General features: G+C 70.7%; 17 protein-coding genes and 1 pseudogene. 9 read left to right on the top strand and 9 right to left on the bottom strand.

Annotated elements, in window-relative coordinates; genetic code table 11:
• Positions 1 to 74: 74 nt before the first annotated feature.
• On the bottom strand, positions 75 to 1,838 hold the full coding sequence (gene aspS, locus MB828_RS10900; RefSeq protein ID WP_133023624.1) for an aspartate--tRNA ligase: 1,764 nt from the start codon (positions 1,836 to 1,838) through the stop codon (positions 75 to 77).
• A gap of 157 nt (positions 1,839 to 1,995) precedes the next feature.
• Here aspS and MB828_RS10895 point away from each other — a divergent pair, with 157 nt between their 5' ends.
• Positions 1,996 to 4,134 (top strand): SpoIIE family protein phosphatase, encoded by a 2,139-nt coding sequence (locus MB828_RS10895; protein WP_301647961.1) that lies wholly within the window; start codon positions 1,996 to 1,998, stop codon positions 4,132 to 4,134.
• A gap of 195 nt (positions 4,135 to 4,329) precedes the next feature.
• On the opposite strand, the gene MB828_RS10890 is transcribed toward MB828_RS10895, so the two are convergent.
• The 4 genes from MB828_RS10890 to MB828_RS10875 all read right to left on the bottom strand — a co-directional run bounded on the left by MB828_RS10890 (position 4,330) and on the right by MB828_RS10875 (position 9,258).
• On the bottom strand, positions 4,330 to 5,385 hold the full coding sequence (locus MB828_RS10890) for an AI-2E family transporter (RefSeq protein WP_133023626.1): 1,056 nt from the start codon (positions 5,383 to 5,385) through the stop codon (positions 4,330 to 4,332).
• Positions 5,386 to 5,529: 144 nt separating this feature from the next.
• Positions 5,530 to 6,507: a pirin family protein gene (locus MB828_RS10885; RefSeq protein ID WP_133023627.1), complete on the bottom strand. Its 978-nt coding sequence runs from the start codon at positions 6,505 to 6,507 to the stop codon at positions 5,530 to 5,532.
• 113 nt (positions 6,508 to 6,620) lie between these two features.
• The gene (locus tag MB828_RS10880; protein WP_301647960.1) at positions 6,621 to 8,570 is read right to left on the bottom strand and encodes a YncE family protein; all 1,950 of its coding nucleotides are present in this window, start codon (positions 8,568 to 8,570) and stop codon (positions 6,621 to 6,623) included.
• A gap of 205 nt (positions 8,571 to 8,775) precedes the next feature.
• Positions 8,776 to 9,258, bottom strand: coding sequence for an SseB family protein (locus tag MB828_RS10875; protein WP_046727686.1), 483 nt, complete (start codon positions 9,256 to 9,258; stop codon positions 8,776 to 8,778).
• 176 nt (positions 9,259 to 9,434) lie between these two features.
• Here MB828_RS10875 and MB828_RS10870 point away from each other — a divergent pair, with 176 nt between their 5' ends.
• From MB828_RS10870 to MB828_RS10850, 5 genes are all read left to right on the top strand, one after another.
• Positions 9,435 to 11,261 carry an acyl-CoA dehydrogenase gene (locus tag MB828_RS10870; RefSeq protein ID WP_133023629.1) on the top strand — a complete coding sequence of 609 codons (1,827 nt, stop codon included), beginning with the start codon at positions 9,435 to 9,437 and terminating at the stop codon, positions 11,259 to 11,261.
• Between the two features lie 74 nt (positions 11,262 to 11,335).
• Positions 11,336 to 12,622 (top strand): M18 family aminopeptidase, encoded by a 1,287-nt coding sequence (locus MB828_RS10865; protein ID WP_301647959.1) that lies wholly within the window; start codon positions 11,336 to 11,338, stop codon positions 12,620 to 12,622.
• Positions 12,623 to 12,710: 88 nt separating this feature from the next.
• On the top strand, positions 12,711 to 12,959 hold the full coding sequence (locus MB828_RS10860) for a DUF6458 family protein (RefSeq protein ID WP_133023631.1): 249 nt from the start codon (positions 12,711 to 12,713) through the stop codon (positions 12,957 to 12,959).
• A 166-nt stretch (positions 12,960 to 13,125) separates the two neighbouring features.
• Positions 13,126 to 14,232, top strand: a complete 1,107-nt coding sequence (locus MB828_RS10855) for a glycosyltransferase family 2 protein (protein ID WP_301647958.1) — start codon at positions 13,126 to 13,128, stop codon at positions 14,230 to 14,232.
• Positions 14,233 to 14,262: 30 nt separating this feature from the next.
• On the top strand, positions 14,263 to 14,421 hold the full coding sequence (locus tag MB828_RS10850; RefSeq protein ID WP_165941480.1) for a hypothetical protein: 159 nt from the start codon (positions 14,263 to 14,265) through the stop codon (positions 14,419 to 14,421).
• A 60-nt stretch (positions 14,422 to 14,481) separates the two neighbouring features.
• Here the strand turns inward: MB828_RS10850 and MB828_RS10845 are convergent, their stop codons facing one another.
• From MB828_RS10845 to MB828_RS10835, 3 genes are all read right to left on the bottom strand, one after another.
• The gene (locus MB828_RS10845; protein WP_301647957.1) at positions 14,482 to 16,314 is read right to left on the bottom strand and encodes an NHL domain-containing thioredoxin family protein; all 1,833 of its coding nucleotides are present in this window, start codon (positions 16,312 to 16,314) and stop codon (positions 14,482 to 14,484) included.
• A gap of 65 nt (positions 16,315 to 16,379) precedes the next feature.
• The gene (locus MB828_RS10840; protein ID WP_133023633.1) at positions 16,380 to 16,772 is read right to left on the bottom strand and encodes a cupin domain-containing protein; all 393 of its coding nucleotides are present in this window, start codon (positions 16,770 to 16,772) and stop codon (positions 16,380 to 16,382) included.
• A gap of 70 nt (positions 16,773 to 16,842) precedes the next feature.
• On the bottom strand, positions 16,843 to 17,010 hold the full coding sequence (locus MB828_RS10835; RefSeq protein WP_301647982.1) for a hypothetical protein: 168 nt from the start codon (positions 17,008 to 17,010) through the stop codon (positions 16,843 to 16,845).
• Between MB828_RS10835 and MB828_RS10830 the strand changes: the two are divergent.
• Positions 16,934 to 17,660, top strand: a pseudogene (locus MB828_RS10830) (GlxA family transcriptional regulator). The gene MB828_RS10835 and the pseudogene MB828_RS10830 overlap by 77 nt on opposite strands.
• Positions 17,657 to 18,151: an LURP-one-related/scramblase family protein gene (locus tag MB828_RS10825; protein WP_133023635.1), complete on the top strand. Its 495-nt coding sequence runs from the start codon at positions 17,657 to 17,659 to the stop codon at positions 18,149 to 18,151. Before MB828_RS10830 ends, MB828_RS10825 begins: the two are co-directional and overlap by 4 nt.
• Before the next feature lie 62 nt (positions 18,152 to 18,213).
• Here MB828_RS10825 and MB828_RS10820 read toward each other — a convergent pair whose 3' ends face one another.
• Positions 18,214 to 19,011: a carbon-nitrogen family hydrolase gene (locus MB828_RS10820; RefSeq protein ID WP_133023636.1), complete on the bottom strand. Its 798-nt coding sequence runs from the start codon at positions 19,009 to 19,011 to the stop codon at positions 18,214 to 18,216.
• 184 nt (positions 19,012 to 19,195) lie between these two features.
• On the opposite strand from MB828_RS10820, the gene MB828_RS10815 reads away from it, so the two are divergent.
• Positions 19,196 to 20,020, top strand: coding sequence for a maleylpyruvate isomerase family mycothiol-dependent enzyme (locus tag MB828_RS10815; RefSeq protein ID WP_301647956.1), 825 nt, complete (start codon positions 19,196 to 19,198; stop codon positions 20,018 to 20,020).
• Positions 20,021 to 20,070 lie beyond the last annotated feature (50 nt).

The following is a 20,070-nucleotide window of genomic DNA, read 5'->3' as shown; positions in this document are numbered from 1 at the left end:
TGGGAAAGGCTCGAAACCGACGCCGGTTTCGAGCCTTTCGTGACGTCCGGGGGACGGCCGGGAGACGTCCGGGGTTACTTCGGCTGCGGCTTCCGGATGGAGAGGTGCAGCTCGCGCAGGCGGGCTTCGTCCAGCTCGGTCGGCGCGCCCATCATCAGGTCCTGGGCGTTGCCGTTGAGCGGGAAGGCGATGGTCTCGCGGATGTTCGGCTCGTCGGCGAGGAGCATCACGATGCGGTCGACGCCCGGGGCGATGCCACCGTGCGGCGGGGCGCCGAAGCGGAGCGCGCGCAGCATGCCGGCGAACTCGCGCTCGACGGTCTCCGCCTCGTAGCCCGCGATGCCGAAGGCCTTGAGCATGATGTCCGGCTCGTGGTTCCGGATGGCGCCGGAGGACAGCTCGACGCCGTTGCAGACGATGTCGTACTGCCAGGCGAGGATGTCCAGCGGGTCCTGGGTCTCCAGGGCCTCCATGCCGCCCTGCGGCATCGAGAACGGGTTGTGCGAGAAGTCGATCTTCCCGGTGTCCTCGTCCTTCTCGAACATCGGGAAGTCGACGATCCAGCAGAACCGGAAGACGTTCTCCTCGAAGTGCCCGGCGCGCTGGGCGGCCTCGACGCGCACCGCACCCATGATCTTGGAGACCTCGTCGAACTCGCCCGCGCCGAAGAACACGGCGTGACCGGCGGCCAGCTGGAGCCGCTTGGTCAGCTCGGCCACGTTCTCCTCGGTGAGGAACTTGGCGATCGGACCGGACAGCGAACCGTCCTCCGCGACGCGCACCCAGGCCAGGCCCTTGGCGCCCTGCGAGACGGCGAAGTCGCCGAGCTGGTCGAAGAACTTGCGGGGCTGCGCGGAGACGTCCGGCACCGGAAGGGCACGCACGTGCTTGCCGGCGAAGGCCTTGAACTCGGAGCCCTCGAAGATGTCGGTGATGTCGACCAGCTCCAGCCGGGCGCGCAGGTCCGGCTTGTCGGAGCCGTACTTCAGCATCGCCTCGCGGAACGGGATCCGCGGGAACGGCGAGGTGACCTCGCGGCCGCCGCCGAACTCCGTGAACAGCTCAGTCATCAGCCGCTCGATGGGCTGGAAGACGTCCTCCTGCTCGACGAAGCTCATCTCCACGTCGAGCTGGTAGAACTCGCCCGGCGAGCGGTCGGCGCGGGCGTCCTCGTCGCGGAAGCAGGGCGCGATCTGGAAGTAGCGGTCGAAGCCGGAGATCATCAGCAGCTGCTTGAACTGCTGCGGGGCCTGCGGCAGCGCGTAGAACTTACCCGGGTTCAGGCGCGAGGGCACCACGAAGTCACGGGCGCCCTCGGGGGAGGTCGCGGTGAGGATCGGGGTGGCCATCTCGTTGAAGCCGAGGGCGACCATCTTGTGGCGGATGGCCGAGATCACGGCCGTACGCAGCATGATGTTGCGGTGCATGCGCTCGCGGCGCAGGTCCAGGAAGCGGTACTCCAGGCGCCGCTCCTCGTTGACGCCGTCCTCGGCGTTGATCGTGAACGGCAGCGGGGCGGCCGCGCCGAGCAGCTCGACCTCGCCGACCTCGACCTCGACCTCGCCGGTGGGCAGGTCGGCGTTGATGTTCTCGGCGCCGCGGGAGACGACCTTGCCGTCGACCCGTACGGTCGACTCCTTGCTGAGCTTGTCCAGGGCCTCGTAGGCGGCGGTACCCGGACGGGCGACGAGCTGGGTGATTCCGTAGTGATCGCGCAGATCGATGAAGAGGATGCCGCCCAGGTCGCGCCGATTGTGCAGCCAGCCACTCAGCCGGACGTCGGTGCCGACGTCAGAGGAGCGGAGCTCGCCGCAGGTGTGGGACCTGTACCGATGCATCGTGGTTCATCCAGCCTTCGCGGATCGGGGGGTGTTGCCAGCCTGACGTTTCACGTGAAACACCACCCAGCGTACCGGGCGCCCCATGGCCCCCTCCCCCCATTACGGGGTGGGTGATCAGTAGCATTTTTTGATCGGCTCTTCTTAAAGTGGGGCAATGCGAACTGGCGAGCCCCTGCCCGCCGTGGAGGACGTCCTCGCCGCCCTCGCGACCGGGCTCTGGCACTGGGACACCGCCACCGGGCTGGTCACCGCGGATGCGGAGGCGGCACGGCTGATCGGGCTGCCCGCGGAGGCCTCCGTACTGTCCGAGGCCCTGGTCCGGTCCCGTTTCCACCCCGTCGACTGGAACGAGAACACCAGCATCACCCGGCTGGCGGCCGTCGAGGGAACCGTCGCCGAGGTCCGGCTGCGGGTCATGGACGAGCGGGGCCGGCTGATCCGGACCGTCCGCAGCCGTTTTCGACCGGTGTACGACACCGACGAGCGCGTCTACCGGGTCACCGGCACCATCCAGGAGGTCTCCGAGCCCGCTCCCGGCTCCGCGGCCCGGCATCCGGTCACCGGGGACTGGCGGCGCTCCCGGGAGGCCTTCCTGCTGGACGCGGGCCGCGCACTGGCGGAGGCACGGTCCACCGAGGAGGTGCTGCGGGTCGCCGGGGGCCTGTCGATGCCCGGCTTCTCCCCGGACGGACTGGCCGTCTTCGGGGCCAAGGGCGACCGGCTGACGATGATCGGCCACCACGGCCAGCAGATCGACGAGGAGAGCCCGTTCACCAGCATGCCGCTGGAGACGGACTACCCGGCGGCGGAGGTGGTACGGACCGGCCGGGCCGTCTATCTCTCCTCGCCGGAGCAGTACAAGTCCCGCTACCCGGTGACCTGGCCGCTCGCCGAGCGCTTCGCCCGCAAGTCCTGGGCCTTCCTGCCCCTGACGGTGGCCGGACGGACCATGGGCGCCTGGATGGCCGGCTTCGCCTACCCGGTGTCGTTCACCCCCGACGAACGTTCCGTGCTCACCACGGTGGCCCGGATGCTGGCGCAGGCCCTGTCCCGGGCCGGGATCGCCGACTCCGAGCGGGAGCTGACGGACGGCCTCCAGCGCTCCATGCTGCCGACGCTGGGCCCCGAGATCCCCGGCATGGAAGCGGCGGCCCGCTACATACCGACCGGCGGCGGCCTCCAGGTCGGCGGCGACTGGTACGACATCATCCCGTTGCCCGGCGGCACCTCCCGGGCCAAGTCCGCGGGCGGCGGCCGGTACGCCCTGGTCATCGGCGACGTCCAGGGCCATGACGTCCGCGCGGCGGGCCTGATGGGCCAGCTGCGGATAGCGCTGCGCGCCTATGCCTCCGAGGGACACCGCCCGGACGCGGTGCTCTCCCGGGCCTCCCGCTTCCTGCACGGGATCACCGCCGACGAGGAGCTGTCCGACCCGCGTTTCGCGACCTGCCTGTACGCCGAGGCGGACCCGGCGACCGGCGTGCTGGAGATCGCCCGCGCGGGGCATCTCGACCCGGCGATCCGGATGGCCGACGGCACGGTGCTGCGGCGGCCGACGGCGGGCGGCCTGCCGCTCGGCATCGACCCCGACGCCGACTACCCGACGACACGGTTCGCCCTGGAGGCCGGCGAGACCATGATGATCTGCACCGACGGGCTGATCGAGACCGGCGGCCACGACATCGAGAGCGGCTGGCAGCGGATCCGGGCGATCCTGGAGGAGCACGACGGCGACCTGGAGAAACTGGCCGACGCCCTGGTCCAGGCCGTGCACGGGCCGTCCTCGCACCACACCACCGGGCCGCTGGCCGACCGCCGCGAGGACGACATCGCGGTGCTGCTGCTGTCCCGCCCCGGCGCGGAACCCATCGCGGTACGGCCGCGGATCCGCCGCACGCTGCTGTCGGTGGCCCAGGACGAACCCGAGCGGATCGCCGAGGCCCGCCAGCAACTGCGCGAGCTGCTGCACGACTGGGGCTCGCCCGACCAGGTCGACTCGGCCGTACTGCTGGTCTCCGAGATGCTCACGAACGTGCTGGTGCACACCGACGCGGACGCCCTGCTGCTCGCCGAGGTCGCCGGCCAGGCCCCCGAGCGGCGCCTGCGCGTGGAGGTCACCGACGGCGGTGACGACCTCCCGCACCGGCGCCGCCCCGGGGAACTTGCCTCCTCGGGCCGCGGCCTGATGCTGATCGAACTCCTGGCGGACGCCTGGGGCGTCGACCCGCGCGGCGAGGGCAAGAGCATCTGGTTCGAGCTGTACGAGGGCGACGGCGACCTTCCGGAGCCCTAGGCCCTGTCTGACAATTGGCGTCTGCCGCGCGACGCCATGCACGCACTCTCGCCGCACCGGCCCCAGACCCGAATACGCCCAGTACGAGGGCCCGGGGCCGGCACTCCCCAGCCTCCGGCCGGGGGGACCCCCAGAGCACGCACCTGACGCCGCGCGGCCGCCCTTCGGGCGACGACGCGAATTGTCAGACAGGTCCTAGGGGCCGTCGGTGCCGGGCGGTCGCGGGGCCGCGTACCGGGCACGGAGTTCGTGTACGACGCCGAAGGCGGCCGCGGTGAGCGGTACGGCCAGCAGCATGCCGAGGATCCCGGCGACGGAGGCGCCCGCCGTGATGGCCAGCATGACCACCGCCGGGTGCATCTGCACGGTCCTGCTCTGGATGACCGGCTGGAGCACGTGCCCCTCCAGCACCTGCACGGCGAGCACGACGCCCAGAGCCCACAGCGCGATCACGAAGCCGCGGTCGGCGAGGGCGACCAGGACGGCGACGGCGCCGGAGATGAACGCGCCGAGGTAAGGGATGTAGGCGCCGACGAAGACGAGCGCGCCGAGGCCCACGGCGCCCGGCACCCGGAGGATCAGCAGGCCGACGGTGATGCAGACGGCGTCGATGAGGGCGATGAGGGTGGTGCCGCGCATGAACCCCTCGATGCCCTCGAAGGCGCGGCGGGCCATGGCCTCGGTCATGTCGGCGGTGGAGCCGGGCGCGAGGGCCCGGACGGTGGCGACGACCCGGTCCGAGTCACGCAGGAAGAAGAAGACGAGCAGCAGGGCGAGCACGGCCAGGGCGATGCTCTCGCCGACCACGCTCACCCCGCTGATGACATTGGAGGCCGCGGTGCCGCCGAACTCGCCGAGCAGCTTCCTGGCGTTGCCGGCCAGGTCGCCGATCGAGGTGCCGGCGGCCCCGAAGTGCCGGGCGAGCGAGAGCGCCGCGGACCTGAGCGAGGCGATGATCTGGTCACCGGTGTCGATGAGCGCGGCGACCACGATGTAGACGGCGCCCCCGACGACCGCGACGACCGCGACGCAGGTGAGCCCGGCGGCGAGGGACCGCTGCACGCCGACCCGTACCAGCCGCCGGTACAGGGGGCCGAGCAGCGCGGTGCCGAGGAGGGCGAGCAGCACGGGGGTGACCGCGGTGCGGAACTCCGAGCAGAGCCGGATCCCGACGTAGCCGACGCCGGCCGCCAGCAGGATCACCACGCACCAGGCGGCGAACCGGCGCACGGGCTCGGGCAGCAGGGACACACGTCCAGCGCACCACGCGAACCGCGCCCGCGCCCTGCGCTGCGCCCCCTCCCGGGTGAACGGGCACCACCGGGAAGAGGCCCGGCGCAGGGGATGCGTCAGGCCTCTCCGGTCGGCTTCGTCACCCCTTCGGGCCGGTCTCCGTCACGCCTGCGGGCCGGTCTCCGTCATGCCGTGGACGGCCGGGACCGTGCCCAGGCGGCCCTTCTGGAAGTCCTCGAACGCCTGCATCAGCTCGTCCTTGGTGTTCATGACGAACGGGCCGTAGTGGGCCATCGGCTCGCGGATCGGCCGGCCGCCGAGGAGGACGACCTCCAGGTCCGGCGTGTGCGCGTCCTGCTTCTCGTCGGCGCGGACCGTCAGGGCCGAACCGGCGCCGAAGACCGCGGTCTGGCCGAGGTGGATCGGCCGGTGCTCGGCGCCCACCGAGCCCTTGCCCGCCATGACGTACGCCAGGCCGTTGAAGTCCTCGCGCCAGGGCAGCGTGATCTCGGCGCCGGGGGCGAGCGTCGCGTGGATCATGGTGATCGGGGTGTGCGTGATGCCGGGACCGGCGTGGCCGTCGAGCTCACCGGCGATGACCCGGAGCAGCGCACCGCCGTCCGGGGACGTCAGCAGCTGGACCTGGCCACCGCGGATGTCCTGGTACCTCGGCGCCATCATCTTGTCCTTGGCGGGGAGGTTCACCCAGAGCTGGAGCCCGTGGAAGAGCCCGCCGGACACCACCAGGGACTCCGGCGGGGCCTCGATGTGGAGGAGACCGGCGCCCGCCGTCATCCACTGGGTGTCACCGTTGGTGATGGTGCCACCGCCGCCGTTGCTGTCCTGGTGGTCGAAGACACCGTCGATGATGTAGGTCACGGTCTCGAAGCCGCGGTGCGGGTGCCACGGGGTGCCCTTCGGCTCTCCGGGCGCGTACTCCACCTCACCCATCTGGTCCATCATGATGAACGGGTCGAGATGGCGGTAGTTGATCCCGGCGAACGCCCGGCGCACCGGGAAGCCCTCACCCTCGAAGCCGCTCGGCGCGGTCGTGACCGCGAGCACGGGACGGGCCACGGCGTCGGCCGACGCGGCCACCCGGGGCAGGGTCAACGGGTTCTCGACAGTCACTGCAGGCATGTTGGCTCCTCCTTGTGCGCCCAGTTTAGTTGAGCGTTGAACTTTCTGCCACCCTCAACGGGAAGAGCCCGGAGGACATTCCCTCCGGGCTCCCGCCGCCCCCGACCGGGGGATCAGTTGCTGAAGTACAGGTACTTCCACGCGCCGTACGTCGTGGAGTTGACCGAGTCGCCGGACGAGCCGTTGACGTACACCGCCCGCATCCGCGCCCGGATCCCGGACTCACCCGGCGCGCCGAGCCGCACGGCCGACCTGCCGTTCGAGCCGAGCGCGAAGTACTCGGCGTCCGTCGTGTACCAGCGGCCCTGGTAGTAGACCTGGAGGTCGAGGCGGTACTTGCGACCCTGGTAGTAGGTCATGGACGTGGTGAGCACCGGGTCGGTGTTCTTGTGGAACCAGTAGTACGACGTCGAGCCGATCTTCGCCGTCCGGTAGTGCTTGGAGACGGCGGTGGAGACCTTGACCCGCGCGTACGCCGTGGCCTTCACGGTCTTCGGCGCGTAGCGGGCGTCCCCGTCGAAGACCGCGGTGACGGCGGTGTCCCGGGTCATGTCCACCCAGGCGGCGATGTTCCCGTGGGAGTCCACCTTGCCGGTCTTGACGAGCTTCTTCGGCTTGTCGGCACCGAAGGGGTCCGCGTAGAGCTTCACCGAACGGTTCTTGTACGTCGTCCCGAGGTGCGCGGTGAACTTGACGTCCGTGCCGTAGTTGTACAGCTTGCCGTTGTTGTTCACGCTCAGGCCCGTCGCCGCCCGGGAGACCGCGACCTTGTCGGAGCCGGACGCCGCGGTGTGACCGGCGTCGCCCGCGAAGCTCACCCTGTACGTGACGGTGCCGCCGGCGGGCGGGGTGTCGGCGAAGGAGTAGGTGCCGTCCGCCCCGACCGTGACGGCGGCGAGCGCCTTGCCGTCCGGGGACTCCAGGTCGGTCCGGGTGACCGCCAGCCGCGTGCCCGCCGCGAACGGGACGCTGGCCGTGAGCTTTCCGGTGACGGTGAGCTTCTTGGCGCGGGGCGCGGACGCCGGCGCGGCGACGGTGAGGGCCGGGACGCTGAGCGCGGGGTCGGTGAGCACCCTGAGCTGGTAGCCGGCGGGCGCGGACACCAGGGCGAAGAGCCGGGAGGAGTCCGGCGCCCAGGCGGCGTCGGCCACGTAACCGGCGTACGTGCGCACCGGCACGGTGGTGTCCGGCCGGTAGACGGCCACCTTCTCCTCGTCCCACTGGGCGACCAGGCCGTTCGGCGCGATGTCGGCGCTCCGCCCGGAGGGGTAGGAGCCTGCCGCGCTGAACGCGCCGTCCGCGTAGGCGTGCCGTTCGGTGCCGTCGACGAGGACCTGGGCGGTGCCCGGTACCAGGTCGATGTCGTTGACGTGGTACATCGGATGGTCGTCGCCGCGCCAGGCGGTCAGCCGCGGTGCGGCGCCGGAGACGTCGAGGACGGCCATGAGGTCCTTGATGCCGTCGCCGGAGTAGTAGTCGCTCGTGCCGAAGGCCAGCAGCCCGGGCTCGGACGGGTCGGTGTCGAGCCGGGCCGCGCCCGCGATCAGGGAATGGTCCTGGTCCTGCGGGAACAGTCCGAGCGTCACCGGGTCGCCGCCGGCAGGATCCAGGGCCGGGTCGACCGAGCCCAGGTCGGCCTTGCCGTCGTCGTTCTGGTAGGTGAACCAGACCTTGCCGGCGGCGACTTCGAGGTAGAGCGGCCCGATGCTCGTGGTCACCGGGTAGCGCGCCTTGACGTCGAGGGTGGCCGCGTCGAGGGCCACGATCTCGTGACTGCTCCGCGCGGCCGCGTACAGGGTGGCACCGTCGTCGGACACCGCGAGGTCGAAGACGCCGTCGATGCCGCTCACCGAGTCGACGCGGTTGCCGTTGTAGTCGGCGGCCACGACGCTGTCGTCGGTGTCGTTGCCGACGAACACCCGCCCCAGGGCCGCGTCCACGACGATGCCCCCGTTGGAACCCACGGTGACGGGGACCGCCGAGGCGGTCCCCGCCGCCCCGACGCTCAGCGCCGCCGAGCCGAGGACGACCGCGAGCGCCGTCGCGATCGAAGTGCTGCGCATGCGCACAGTGATGAAACCCCCAGTGAGAACCCGGGTTCGCCGGGTGGATGAGCGCGCCGCGCGGCACCCGGACGCGACCGCGGAGAAGCGGTTGCGCGCGGGGCGCGGCTGCCCGGGCAGCCTATGGCATGGCTGTGACAAAGAGGGGGTGACTTCCGGAGGGCCGTCCGGATCCGGGGTCTAGCCGTCTGCGGAGCAATGGCGTCTAGCCATACATCCGCCGCATCGCGAACTCCACCATCTGCTCGACCGCCTTGGCGTCGAAGACCATCCGGTGCTCGCCCTCCATGTCGAGGACGAAGCCGTAGCCGGTCGGCAGCAGGTCGATGACCTCGGCGCCGGTGATGACGAAGTACTTGGACTCCTTGCCCGCGTACCGGCGCAGTTCCTTCAGCGAGGTGAACATCGGGATCACTGGCTGCTGGGTGTTGTGCAGCGCGAGGAACCCGGGGTTGTCGCCGCGCGGGCAGTACACCTTGGACGTGGCGAAGACCTGCTGGAAGTCCTCGGCGGTCACCTGGCCGGTGGTGAAGGCACGGACCGCGTCCGCGAGGGACGGCGGGGACGGCTCGGGATAGAGCGGCGCCTGCTGGCCGTAGCCGCCGAGGTCGCCCGGCATCTGCTGCTGCGGCTGGGCGTACTGCTGCTGCGCGGCCCCACCGTCCATGGGCTGGCCGTATCCATACATGCGCGCAAGCCTACCGAGACACGCGGTGCGTACGAGAAGGTAGACCCTTCTCACACTTCAGCCGATCGGGGTTGCATCTTATTACCGACGGGTAGCATCATCGGAGCTACTCGTTGGTATGTGAACGCTTGCGCGAGGATTCAGTGCCTCGCCGATCCGGATACGGAGCCGTCACCATGGGGCACTACAAGTCCAACCTCCGCGACATCGAATTCAACCTGTTCGAAGTGCTCGGTCGCGACAAGCTGTACGGCACCGGCCCGTTCGGCGAGATGGACACCGACACCGCGAAGAGCGTCCTGGAGGAGCTGACCCGGCTCGCCGAGAACGAGCTGGCGGAGTCCTTCGCCGACGCCGACCGCAACCCGCCGGTCTTCGACCCGGAGACCAACACCGCCCCGGTCCCGGCGTCCTTCAAGAAGAGCTACAAGGCCTTCATGGACTCCGAGTACTGGCGCCTCGGCCTGCCCGAGGAGATCGGCGGCACCACGGCGCCCCCGTCGCTGATCTGGGCGTACGCGGAGCTGGTCCTCGGCGCCAACCCGGCCGTGTGGATGTACTCCTCCGGCCCGGCGTTCGCCCGCATCCTCTTCGAGGAGGGCACCGAGGAGCAGAAGAAGTGGGCGCAGCTCGCCGTGGACCGGACCTGGGGTTCGACCATGGTCCTCACCGAGCCCGACGCGGGTTCGGACGTGGGCGCCGGCCGTACCAAGGCGGTCCAGCAGGAGGACGGCTCCTGGCACATCGAGGGCGTGAAGCGCTTCATCACCTCGGGTGAGCACGACATGGAGGAGAACATCCTCCACTACGTGCTGGCCCGTCCCGAGGGGGCCGGTCCCGGCACCAAGGGCCTGTCCCTCTTCCTCGTCCCGAAGTACCTCTTCGACTTCGAGACCGGCGAGCTGGGCGAGCGCAACGGCGTCTACGCCACGAACGTCGAGCACAAGATGGGCCTGAAGGCCTCCAACACCTGCGAGATGACCTTCGGCGACCGGCACCCGGCCAAGGGCTGGCTGATCGGTGACAAGCACGAGGGCATCCGCCAGATGTTCCGGATCATCGAGTTCGCCCGGATGATGGTCGGCACGAAGGCCATCTCGACGCTGTCGACCGGCTACCTCAACGCGCTGGAGTACGCCAAGGAGCGCGTCCAGGGTCCGGACCTCGCGAACTTCATGGACAAGACCGCGCCCAAGGTCACCATCACCCACCACCCCGACGTGCGCCGCTCGCTGATCACGCAGAAGGCGTACGCCGAGGGCATGCGCGCCCTCGTCCTCTACACCGCCTCGATCCAGGACGCGATCGCGGTCAAGGAGGCGGAGGGCGAGGACGCCAAGGCCGAGCACGCGCTCAACGACCTGCTCCTGCCGATCGTCAAGGGATACGGCTCCGAGAAGGGCTACGAGCAGCTCGCCCAGTCGCTCCAGACCTTCGGCGGCTCCGGCTTCCTGCAGGAGTACCCGATCGAGCAGTACATCCGCGACGCCAAGATCGACACCCTGTACGAGGGCACCACCGCGATCCAGGGCCAGGACTTCTTCTTCCGGAAGATCGTCCGCAACCAGGGCGCGGCGCTGAACTCGCTCGCCGAGGACATCAAGAAGTTCCTGGCGCTGGGCACCGGCGGCGAGGAACTGGCGGGTGCCCGCGAGCACCTGGCGAAGGCGGCCGTCGAGCTGGAGGCGATCGTCGGTCTGATGCTGACCGATCTCGCGGCCACCGAGCAGGACGTCAAGAACATCTACAAGGTGGGCCTGAACACCTCCCGCCTGCTGCTCGCCTCCGGCGACGTGATCGTCGGCTACCTGCTCCTCAAGGGCGCCGCGATCGCCGCCGAGAAGCTCGAGACGGCGTCCAGCAAGGACAAGGCGTTCTACACCGGCAAGATCGCGGCGGCGAAGTTCTTCGCGGCCAACGTGCTGCCGAGCGTCACCCTGGCCCGCAAGATCGCGGCCGACGTCGACCTCGACCTGATGGAGCTGGACGAGGCCGCCTTCTGATCCACCGGTCCGTTCCCGGAGGCCCGTTTCCCCTTGAGGGGAGCGGGCCTCCGTACGTCGTTAAGGTGAAGCACATGAGTTTCGATCGCGGCCACACCGACGACCTGATGTCCTTCCTCGCGGCCAGTCCGACGCCCTACCACGCGGTGGCGAACGCCGCCGAACGGCTGGAGAAGGCCGGTTTCCGGCAGGTCGCCGAGACGGATGCGTGGGAGGGGGCGAGCGGCGGCCGGTATGTCCTGCGCGGCGGGGCGCTCATCGCCTGGTACGTCCCGGAGGGCGCCGCGCCGCACACGCCGTTCCGGATCGTCGGCGCGCACACCGACTCCCCGAACCTGCGGGTCAAGCCCCGCCCGGACACCGGGGCGCACGGCTTCCGCCAGGTCGCCGTCGAGATCTACGGCGGCCCGCTGATGAACTCCTGGCTCGACCGCGACCTGGGGCTGGCGGGCCGGCTCAGCCTGCGGGACGGCTCCACCCGCCTCGTCGACGTGCACCGGCCGCTGCTGCGGGTGCCGCAGCTCGCCATCCACCTGGACCGGACGGTCAGCAGCGACGGGCTCAAGCTGGACAAGCAACGCCACCTCCAGCCGATCTGGGGCCTCGGCGACGACATCCGCGACGGGGACCTGATCGCCTTCCTGGAGGACGAGGCGGACCTGTCGCCCGGCTCGGTCACCGGCTGGGACCTGATGACCTACGCCGTCGAGCCGCCGGCCTACCTGGGCCGTTCCGAGGAACTGCTGGCCGGTCCCCGGATGGACAACCTGCTCTCCGTGCACGCCGGAACGGCGGCGCTGGCGGCCGTGGCGACCGGCGGCACGGAACCGCCGTACATCCCCGTGCTGGCCGCCTTCGACCACGAGGAGACCGGCTCCCAGTCGGACACCGGCGCGGACGGACCACTGCTCGGCAACGTCCTGGAGCGCTCGGTGCTGGCGCGCGGCGGGTCGTACGAGGACCGGGCACGGGCCTTCGCGGGCACCGTCTGTCTGTCCTCCGACACCGGTCACGCCGTCCACCCCAACTACGCGGAGCGGCACGACCCGACGCACCACCCCCGGGTCAACGGCGGTCCGATCCTCAAGGTCAACGTCAACAACCGCTATGCGACGGACGGTACGGGCCGCGCGGTCTTCGCCGCCGCCTGCGAGCGGGCCGGGGTGCCCTTCCAGACCTTCGTCTCCAACAACTCCATGCCGTGCGGCACCACGATCGGCCCGATCACCGCGGCCCGCCACGGCATCCGGACCGTCGACATCGGCGCGGCGATCCTCTCCATGCACAGCGCCCGCGAACTCTGCGGCGCCGACGACCCGTTCCTGCTGGCGAACGCGCTGGTGGCGTTCCTGGAGGGGTAACGGCAGAGGGAGTTGACATGGCCCGCCCGCCCCTGGGTACCCGGAGTGAACCGGAACCACCACCGAACCTGAAGGGGAGGCAACGCTCATGGGGCTCGGCGGGTGCATCATCCTCATCGCCGTGGGGGCCATCCTCACGTTCGCGACCGACTGGCACATGCAGGGCGTCAACCTCGACGTCGTCGGCCTGATCCTGATGGCCGTCGGCATCATCGGCGTCGCCACGTTCAGCAGCATCGCCCGCCGCCGGCGGGTCATGGTGCCGCCGACCTCGACGGTCGTCGAGGAGGAACGGCACCACCACCGTGACGGATACACGGACGGGTATGGCGTGTAACGGACAAGACCGTACTCACAGGGTCATCACAGGCAACCGTGAGCAATCCGTTACAGGGTTCAACTACCGGAGATGTAGGGGTTTGGTGAAGACTGTGGATCACTGACGGGTCCGGAACATCGCATTCCGGGCCCACCACGGCTTTTCACGACGGGGGGTACGAGCCGTGCGCCGTCATGCCGCGCGCCGCGCCCACGCCGCTCCGGAGGAGCCCGCCGACCGGCCGAGACTCGTCGTCCTGATCCCGGCCCACAATGAGCAGGAACGTATCTTCGCCGCGATCGACGGCCTCTGGGAGCAGACCCGGCGCCCCGACCTGATCGTGGTCGTCGCCGACAACTGCACCGACGACACCGCCGTCATCGCCGCCGCGCACGGCGCCCAGGTCTTCCAGACCCAGGGCAACACCCACAAGAAGGCCGGCGCCCTCAACCAGGCCATCTCCTGGGCACTGCCGCACCTGGACGACCGCGACCTGGTCCTCGTCCAGGACGCCGACACCGTCCTCAACCCCTGGTTCGCCGAGACCGCCATCGCCACCTTCAACCGCAAGGTCGGCGCGGTCGGCGGCGTCTTCTACGGTGAGGACGGCGGCGGCTTCCTCGGCCTGCTCCAGCGCATGGAGTTCCACCGCTACGCCTGGGAGCTGGAACGCACCGGCGGCAAGGCCCAGGTGCTCACCGGCACCGGCACGATGTTCCGCGCCCGGGTGCTGCGCGAGGTCCGCGCGGCCCGGCGGGCCGGTGAACTCGGCGGCGGCACGAGCTACTACAGCCTCGCCTCGCTCACCGAGGACGACGAGATGACCAAGGCGGTCAAGACCCTCGGCTACCGGGCCATGTCCCCGGCCGGCTGCTCGGTCACCACCGAGGTCATGCCGACCCTGCCGAAACTGTGGCACCAGCGGCTGCGCTGGCAGCGCGGCGCACTGGAGAACCTCCGCGACTACGGCTGGACCCGGGTCACCGCCCGCTACTTCATGCAGCAGTTCCTGATGGGCTTCGGCGCGCTCTCCTTCCTCGTCTACCTGACCTACATGGCCACGTACACCGCGCTGTACGGCTGGCCCGGCTTCTCGCCGTTCTGGACGGCGATCGGCCTGATCTTCGTGGTCGAGAAGACCGTCTCCGTACGGCGGGCGGGGCCCAAGGCCGTCCTGGTCGCCGCGCTGATGGTCCCGGAGATGCTCTACGACCTCTTCCAGCACGCCGTCTACTTCACCTCGCTGTGGGGGCTGGTCCGCCGCAGCGAGGAGAAGTGGGTGGCGACGTGAGACACCCTCAATCCGCATAGGAGAAAAGCGATGTACGGCAGAGTGATCGGCGCGGGCACGACCGGCGCCGGAGGGGCGACCCTGGCCGCCACCGGGCTGTGGATCAACAGCATGGCGATGGTGGTGGCGGCCACGACGCTGGTGGCGGCCGGGGTGGCCCTGTTCAAGCTGGCCCCGCGCAGGCGGTAGCCGGCCGGCCGGTCGTGTGTCGGCTACGGGTGGGTGGGGCTCCGTGCGCCTTCAGGTCGGCTACTGCTGATCCATGCCTGCGAGGACCAGGGGCAGCCGGCTCGCTCCACCCGCCGTGATCCGCACCGGCACCCCCCAGTCCTGCTGGTGCACATGGCAGGCCGGGTACTGGTTCGCCGGGTCGTCGTCGCAGGACGCGGCCATCGCCGAGACGTGCAGGACGCCTTCCCGGACCGCCGGGTTCAGCGTCAGGGCTCTGGACAGGTCGGTGTCGGCGCCCTCGCCCTTGACGAGCAGTTCCGGCGGGGTCGACGACACCAGGAGCCGCGTCGACGGGCCGTACCTCGTGTCCAGCTTCTGGCCCGCCGGAGCCTGGAAGATCACGTCCAGGCGGAGCTCGCCCGGAGCGACCTCGGTGGCCGCCCGCTGGGTGCGGTGGGCCACCGACGCCACCCGGACCGCCTCCTCGGGCAGGCGCAGCCGGGTCAGCCGGTGCCCGGCCGACTCCACCACCACGATGTCGTCGCCGGCCAGCACCGCGTCGCTCGGCTCCCGCAGGTCCGTGGCCAGCGTGGTGACCTCGCCGGTCGCCGGGTCGTAGCGGCGCAGCGCGTGGTTGTAGGTGTCGGACACCGCCACCGAACCGTCGGGCAGGACGGTCACCCCCAGCGGATGCTGGAACAGGGCCTGCTCGGCCGCGCCGTCGCGGTGCCCGAAGTCGAACAGGCCCGTCCCCACCGCGGTGTGGACGTGTCCCTCCAGGTCGACCCAGCGCAGGGCGCTCGTCTCGGAGTCCGCGAGCCACAGCCGGTCCTCGGTGGCCGCGAGACCGGACGGCTGGGCGAACCAGGCCTCGCCGGCCGGACCGTCCACCAGTCCCTCGTTGGTGGTGCCCGCGGCCACCGCCACCGTCCCCGCCCGCGGGTCGTAGGTCCACAGCTGGTGCACGCCCGCCATGGCGATCCACACCTTGCCGTCGAAGACCGCGACGTCCCAGGGGGAGGACAGGTCGATCTCGCGGGCCGCCCCCGCGGTCGGGGAGCCCTGCCACCACTGGCGTCCGGTGCCGGCGAGGGTGGTGACCTCACCGGTGGTCAGGTCCAGGCGCCGTAGCGCGTGGTTGACGGTGTCGGCGACGACCACCGAGCCGTCGTCGAGGAGCGCCAGCCCCTGCGGCTCGCTGAAGGAGGCCTCGGCCGCCGTACCGTCCGCGAAGCCGCGCGTCCCGGAGCCGATCCTGCGCACCACGGTCTCCGCGTCCTCCGCCAGCTCCACCAGCTGGTGCCGGGTGGTGTCACTGACCAGGAAGTTCCCGGAGGGCAGCAGCAGCGCCTTGCCGGGGAAACGCAGCGCGGTCGGCTCGGGCTCCGGCGCCACGTACGGGCCGTCGCCGCGCCGCAGGGTGCCCTTCGCCCCGTGCTCCGCCTCCAGCTCCTCCACCAGCCGCGCGATCGCGTGCGCGTGCCCCTCACCGGCGTGCTGCGCGACCACGTATCCCTCGGGGTCGATCACCACCAGCGTCGGCCAGGCCCGGACCGCGTACTGCTTCCAGGTGGCCAGCTCCGGGTCGTCGAGCACGGGGTGCGCCACGCCGTACCGCTCCACGGCGTCCACGACGGCCCGGTGCTCCGCCTCGTGCACGAACTTCGGCGAATGCACCCCGACGACCACCACCGTGTCCCGATGCCGCTCCTCCAACTCACGCAGCTCGTCGAGGACGTGCAGGCAGTTCACGCAACAGAAAGTCCAAAAATCAACAATTACGATGCGCCCGCGGAGCCCCGCGAGGCTGAGCTGCCTGTCACCTGTGTTGATCCAGCCGCCCTTGCCGATCAGCTCGGGGGCACGGACGCGAACGCGGCGCGGGGTGGGGGCCGGGGATGTGTCGCTCATGGATCAAGGGTGCCACTCGCCGCCGACAACCGGTCCAGCCTGTGGACAACTCGAATCGCCGCTGGTCAGGACAGTGCGTGACCCGTCGTGGCATCCACGTGGTCCGGGATGTCGTCGTGGCGGTCGCCGACCGTGGAGGTGCCGGTCGGTTCGAAGAGGAGGATCGAGGCTCCGGCCGGGGCGGCCGGCTTGTGCTCGGTGCCACGGGGGACGGTGAAGACCGAGCCCTTCGGGAGGACGACCGTGCGCTCACCGGCCGGCTCCCGCAGGGCGATGCGCAGCTCGCCCGCCAGGACCAGGAAGAACTCGTCGGTGTGGTCGTGGACGTGCCAGAGGTGCTCGCCCTCGACCTTGGCGACGCGGACGTCGTAGTCGTTCACGGCGGTGACGATGCGCGGGCTCCACAGGTCCTCGAAGGAGGCGAGGGCGTGGGCGAGGGAGACGGGTTCGCTGGTCATGGCGATCATCCTGGAGCTTCGGCCGGCACCCGCGTGAGTGCTAGAAATCGCACATGTCGCAAGGATCCTCTCAGTCGGCGCGGTCGACCCACCGGGTCGCCGTGATCGTCGACGCGGGTACCAATCCCTTCGAGGTCGGCGTGGCCACCGAGCTGTTCGGGCTGCCGCGGCCCGAGCTGGGGCTGCCCGTGCCGCCGTACGAGGTGACGCTCTGCGCGCCCACCCGCGAGGTGCGCATGAACCACGGCTTCTGCGGAGGCCGGTCTGCTGGACGGGCGGCCGGCCACCACGCACTGGCGCTGGGCGGACGCGTTCCGGGAACTGCACCCCCGGGTACTGCTCCGGCCCGACGTGCTCTTCGTCGACGACGGTGACCTGCTCACCGCCTCCGGCAGCGCGGCCGCACTCGACCTGGGGCTGCACATCTGGCGGCAGGACCACGGCGCCGAGGTCGCCAACGCGGTCTCCCGGCGGCTGGTGTTCGCCTCGCACCGCGACGGCGGCCAGCGGCAGTTCGTGGAGCGGCCGGTGCCCGACGTGCCGGACGAGTCGCTCGGCCCGCTGCTGGCCTGGGCGCAGGAACGGCTGGGAGAGCCGCTGACCGTGGCGGACCTGGCCGCGCGGGCCGCCGTCTCCCCCGCCACTCTGCACCGCCGGTTCCGCGCCCAGCTCGGCACCACCCCGCTGGCCTGGCTGACGGCCGAACGGGTGGCCCTGGCCTGCCGTCTGATCGAGCGCGGGGAGGAACGGCTTGACGTGGTGGCGGCGCGCAGCGGTCTCGGTACGGCCGCCAACCTGCGCACCCGGCTGCGGCGCGAGACGGGGCTCAGCCCGTCGGGTTACCGTCGGCGTTTCGGGCCGGTCGGCCGGGAAGGGGTACGGACATGAGATTCCAGGTGCGCGACCGGCTCCTCGGCTTCGGCGAGGACTACTGGATCGAGGACGAGCACGGCGACAAGGTGTTCCTCGTCGACGGCAAGGCCATGCGGCTGCGGGACACCTTCGAGCTGAAGGACCGGCACGGGCGGGTCCTCGTCGACTTCCACCAGAAGATGTTCGCCCTGCGCGACACGATGGTGATCGAGCGCGAGGGCGAGCCGCTGGCCACCATCAGGCGCAAGCGGCTCTCGCTGCTGCGCAACCACTACCGGGTCCGGCTGGCCGAGGGCACCGAACTGGACGTCAGCGGCAAGATCCTCGACCGCGAGTTCGCCGTCGAGTACGACGGTGAGCTGCTCGCCGTGATCTCCCGGCGCTGGCTGCACGTACGGGAGACCTACGGCGTCGACGTCGTACGGGACGACGCGGATCCGGCGCTGCTGATCGCCGTCGCGGTGTGCGTGATCCACCTCGCCGACAAGGAACGGGGCGAGGACTGACGGGGAGTCGGCCGACGGGAGGGACTGGCGGTGCCGGGGCAGGTCAGCGGTGGCGGGGCAGGTCAGCGGTGGCGGGGCGGGTCCAGGCCGAGCAGGCGGTCCTTGAGGGCCGGGAACTGTTCGCGGGTCGCGGCGACCCTGGCCGGGTCGAGGTCGACGGTGAGGACCTCCTCGCCGGCGCCCGCCTCGGCCAGCACCTCGCCCCACGGATCGACCACGATCGAGTGACCCGCCTGCGGAACTCCGGCGTGCGTGCCGGCCGTTCCACAAGCGAGCACGAACGCCTGGTTCTCGACCGCCCGCGCCTGGGCCAGCAGCGTCCAGTGCCCGCGTCGCCGCTCGGGCCAGCCCGCGGAGACCACCATGGTCTCGGCGCCGGCGTCGACGAGTCCGCGGAAGAGCTCGGGGAACCGGAGGTCGTAGCAGGTGGTCACGCCAAGGGTGGTCTCGGGGAGCCGGACGGTCACCAGTTCCTGCCCGGCGCCCATCAGCACCGCCTCGCCCTTGTCGAAGCCGAAGCGGTGGATCTTGCGGTAGGCCGCGGCCAGCTCACCGGAGGGGGAGAAGATGAGAGCCGTGTTGTAGAGGGGGCCGTCAGGGTCCCGTTCCGGGATCGAACCGGCGTGCAGCCAGACGCCCGCGTCGCTCGCCGCCTTCGCCATGGCCTCGTAGGTCGGGCCCTCGAGCGGCTCGGCCTCCGTGGTGAACTGCTCGTAGGCGAACGCGCCCGTCGTCCACAGCTCGGGCAGCACCACCAGATCGGCCCCGCCCTGCTCGCGCACCAGTGCGGTCACGCGCTGCCGACGAGATTCGACCGATTCGCCCTCGTTTACATCGATCTGAATGAGCGAGGCGCGCACACTACCACCGTCCTGGCATTCGAGTCGTCCACACGGGCCTACGATCGTCACACGAAAGCACTGCCGGGGTGCCTCACAGCAGCGTAACTTAGCGTCTCAAGACACCCGCCGACAGCAGCCCACCTCCAGCTGGCAGCGCCGCCACAACCTGCCCGAGTACCGACCGCCGAGGGGTCCCGTTTCCGTGAGTCTGCATCCCACCCTCCAGCCCTACGCCGACGCCTGGACCCACTCCATCGAAGCGATATCCGAGCTGGTGACGCCCCTCGTCGAGGGCGAGTGGAACCGGCGGACGCCATGCCCGGGGTGGTCGGTGCGCGATGTCGTCTCCCATGTCATCGGCATGGACTGCGAGATGCTCGGCGACCCGCGGCCCATCCACACCCTGCCGCGCGACCTCTTCCACGTCACCAACGAGCTCCAGCGGTACACGGAGATGCAGGTCGACGTACGACGCCACCACACGGCGCCGGAGATGACCTCCGAGCTGGAGTACACGGTCATCCGCCGCAACCGCCAGCTGCGCAACGAGTCGCGGGAGCCGGGGCACCTCGTGCGCGGGCCGATGGGCAAGGAGATCCCCCTCGAAGAGGCCATGCGCAACCACGCGTTCAACGTGTGGGTGCACGAGCAGGACCTGCGGGCGGCGCTCGGCCGGCCCGGCAACCTGGACTCGCCGGGCGCCCAGGTCGCCCGGGACGTACTGCTCGGCGAGCTGCCCCGGGTGGTCGCCACCGAGGCGGACGCGCCCCGCAGTTCGTCCGTCATCTTCGACGTGCACGGGCCGGTGGAGTTCCTGCGCACGATCCGGATCGACATCCAGGGCCGCGGCACCCTGGAGGCCACTCCGGCGCTCGGCCCGGCCGCCATCTTCACCCTGGACTGGGAGACCTACGTCCGGCTGGCCTGCGGCCGCACCACCCCGGAGGCGGTCGCGGACCGGGTGAAGGCGGAGGGCGACCCGGAACTGACGGCGGCGATCCTGCGGCACTTCGCGGTCACGCAGTAGGACGGCCGGGAGGCGCGAGGCGCGCGCCGGAAATTCGCTGTCCCCCACCG

It is taken from the genome of Streptomyces arenae, from assembly GCF_022343545.1.
GTDB lineage: Bacteria > Actinomycetota > Actinomycetes > Streptomycetales > Streptomycetaceae > Streptomyces > Streptomyces humi.
This window is presented reverse-complemented; position numbering and strand designations above follow the sequence as displayed.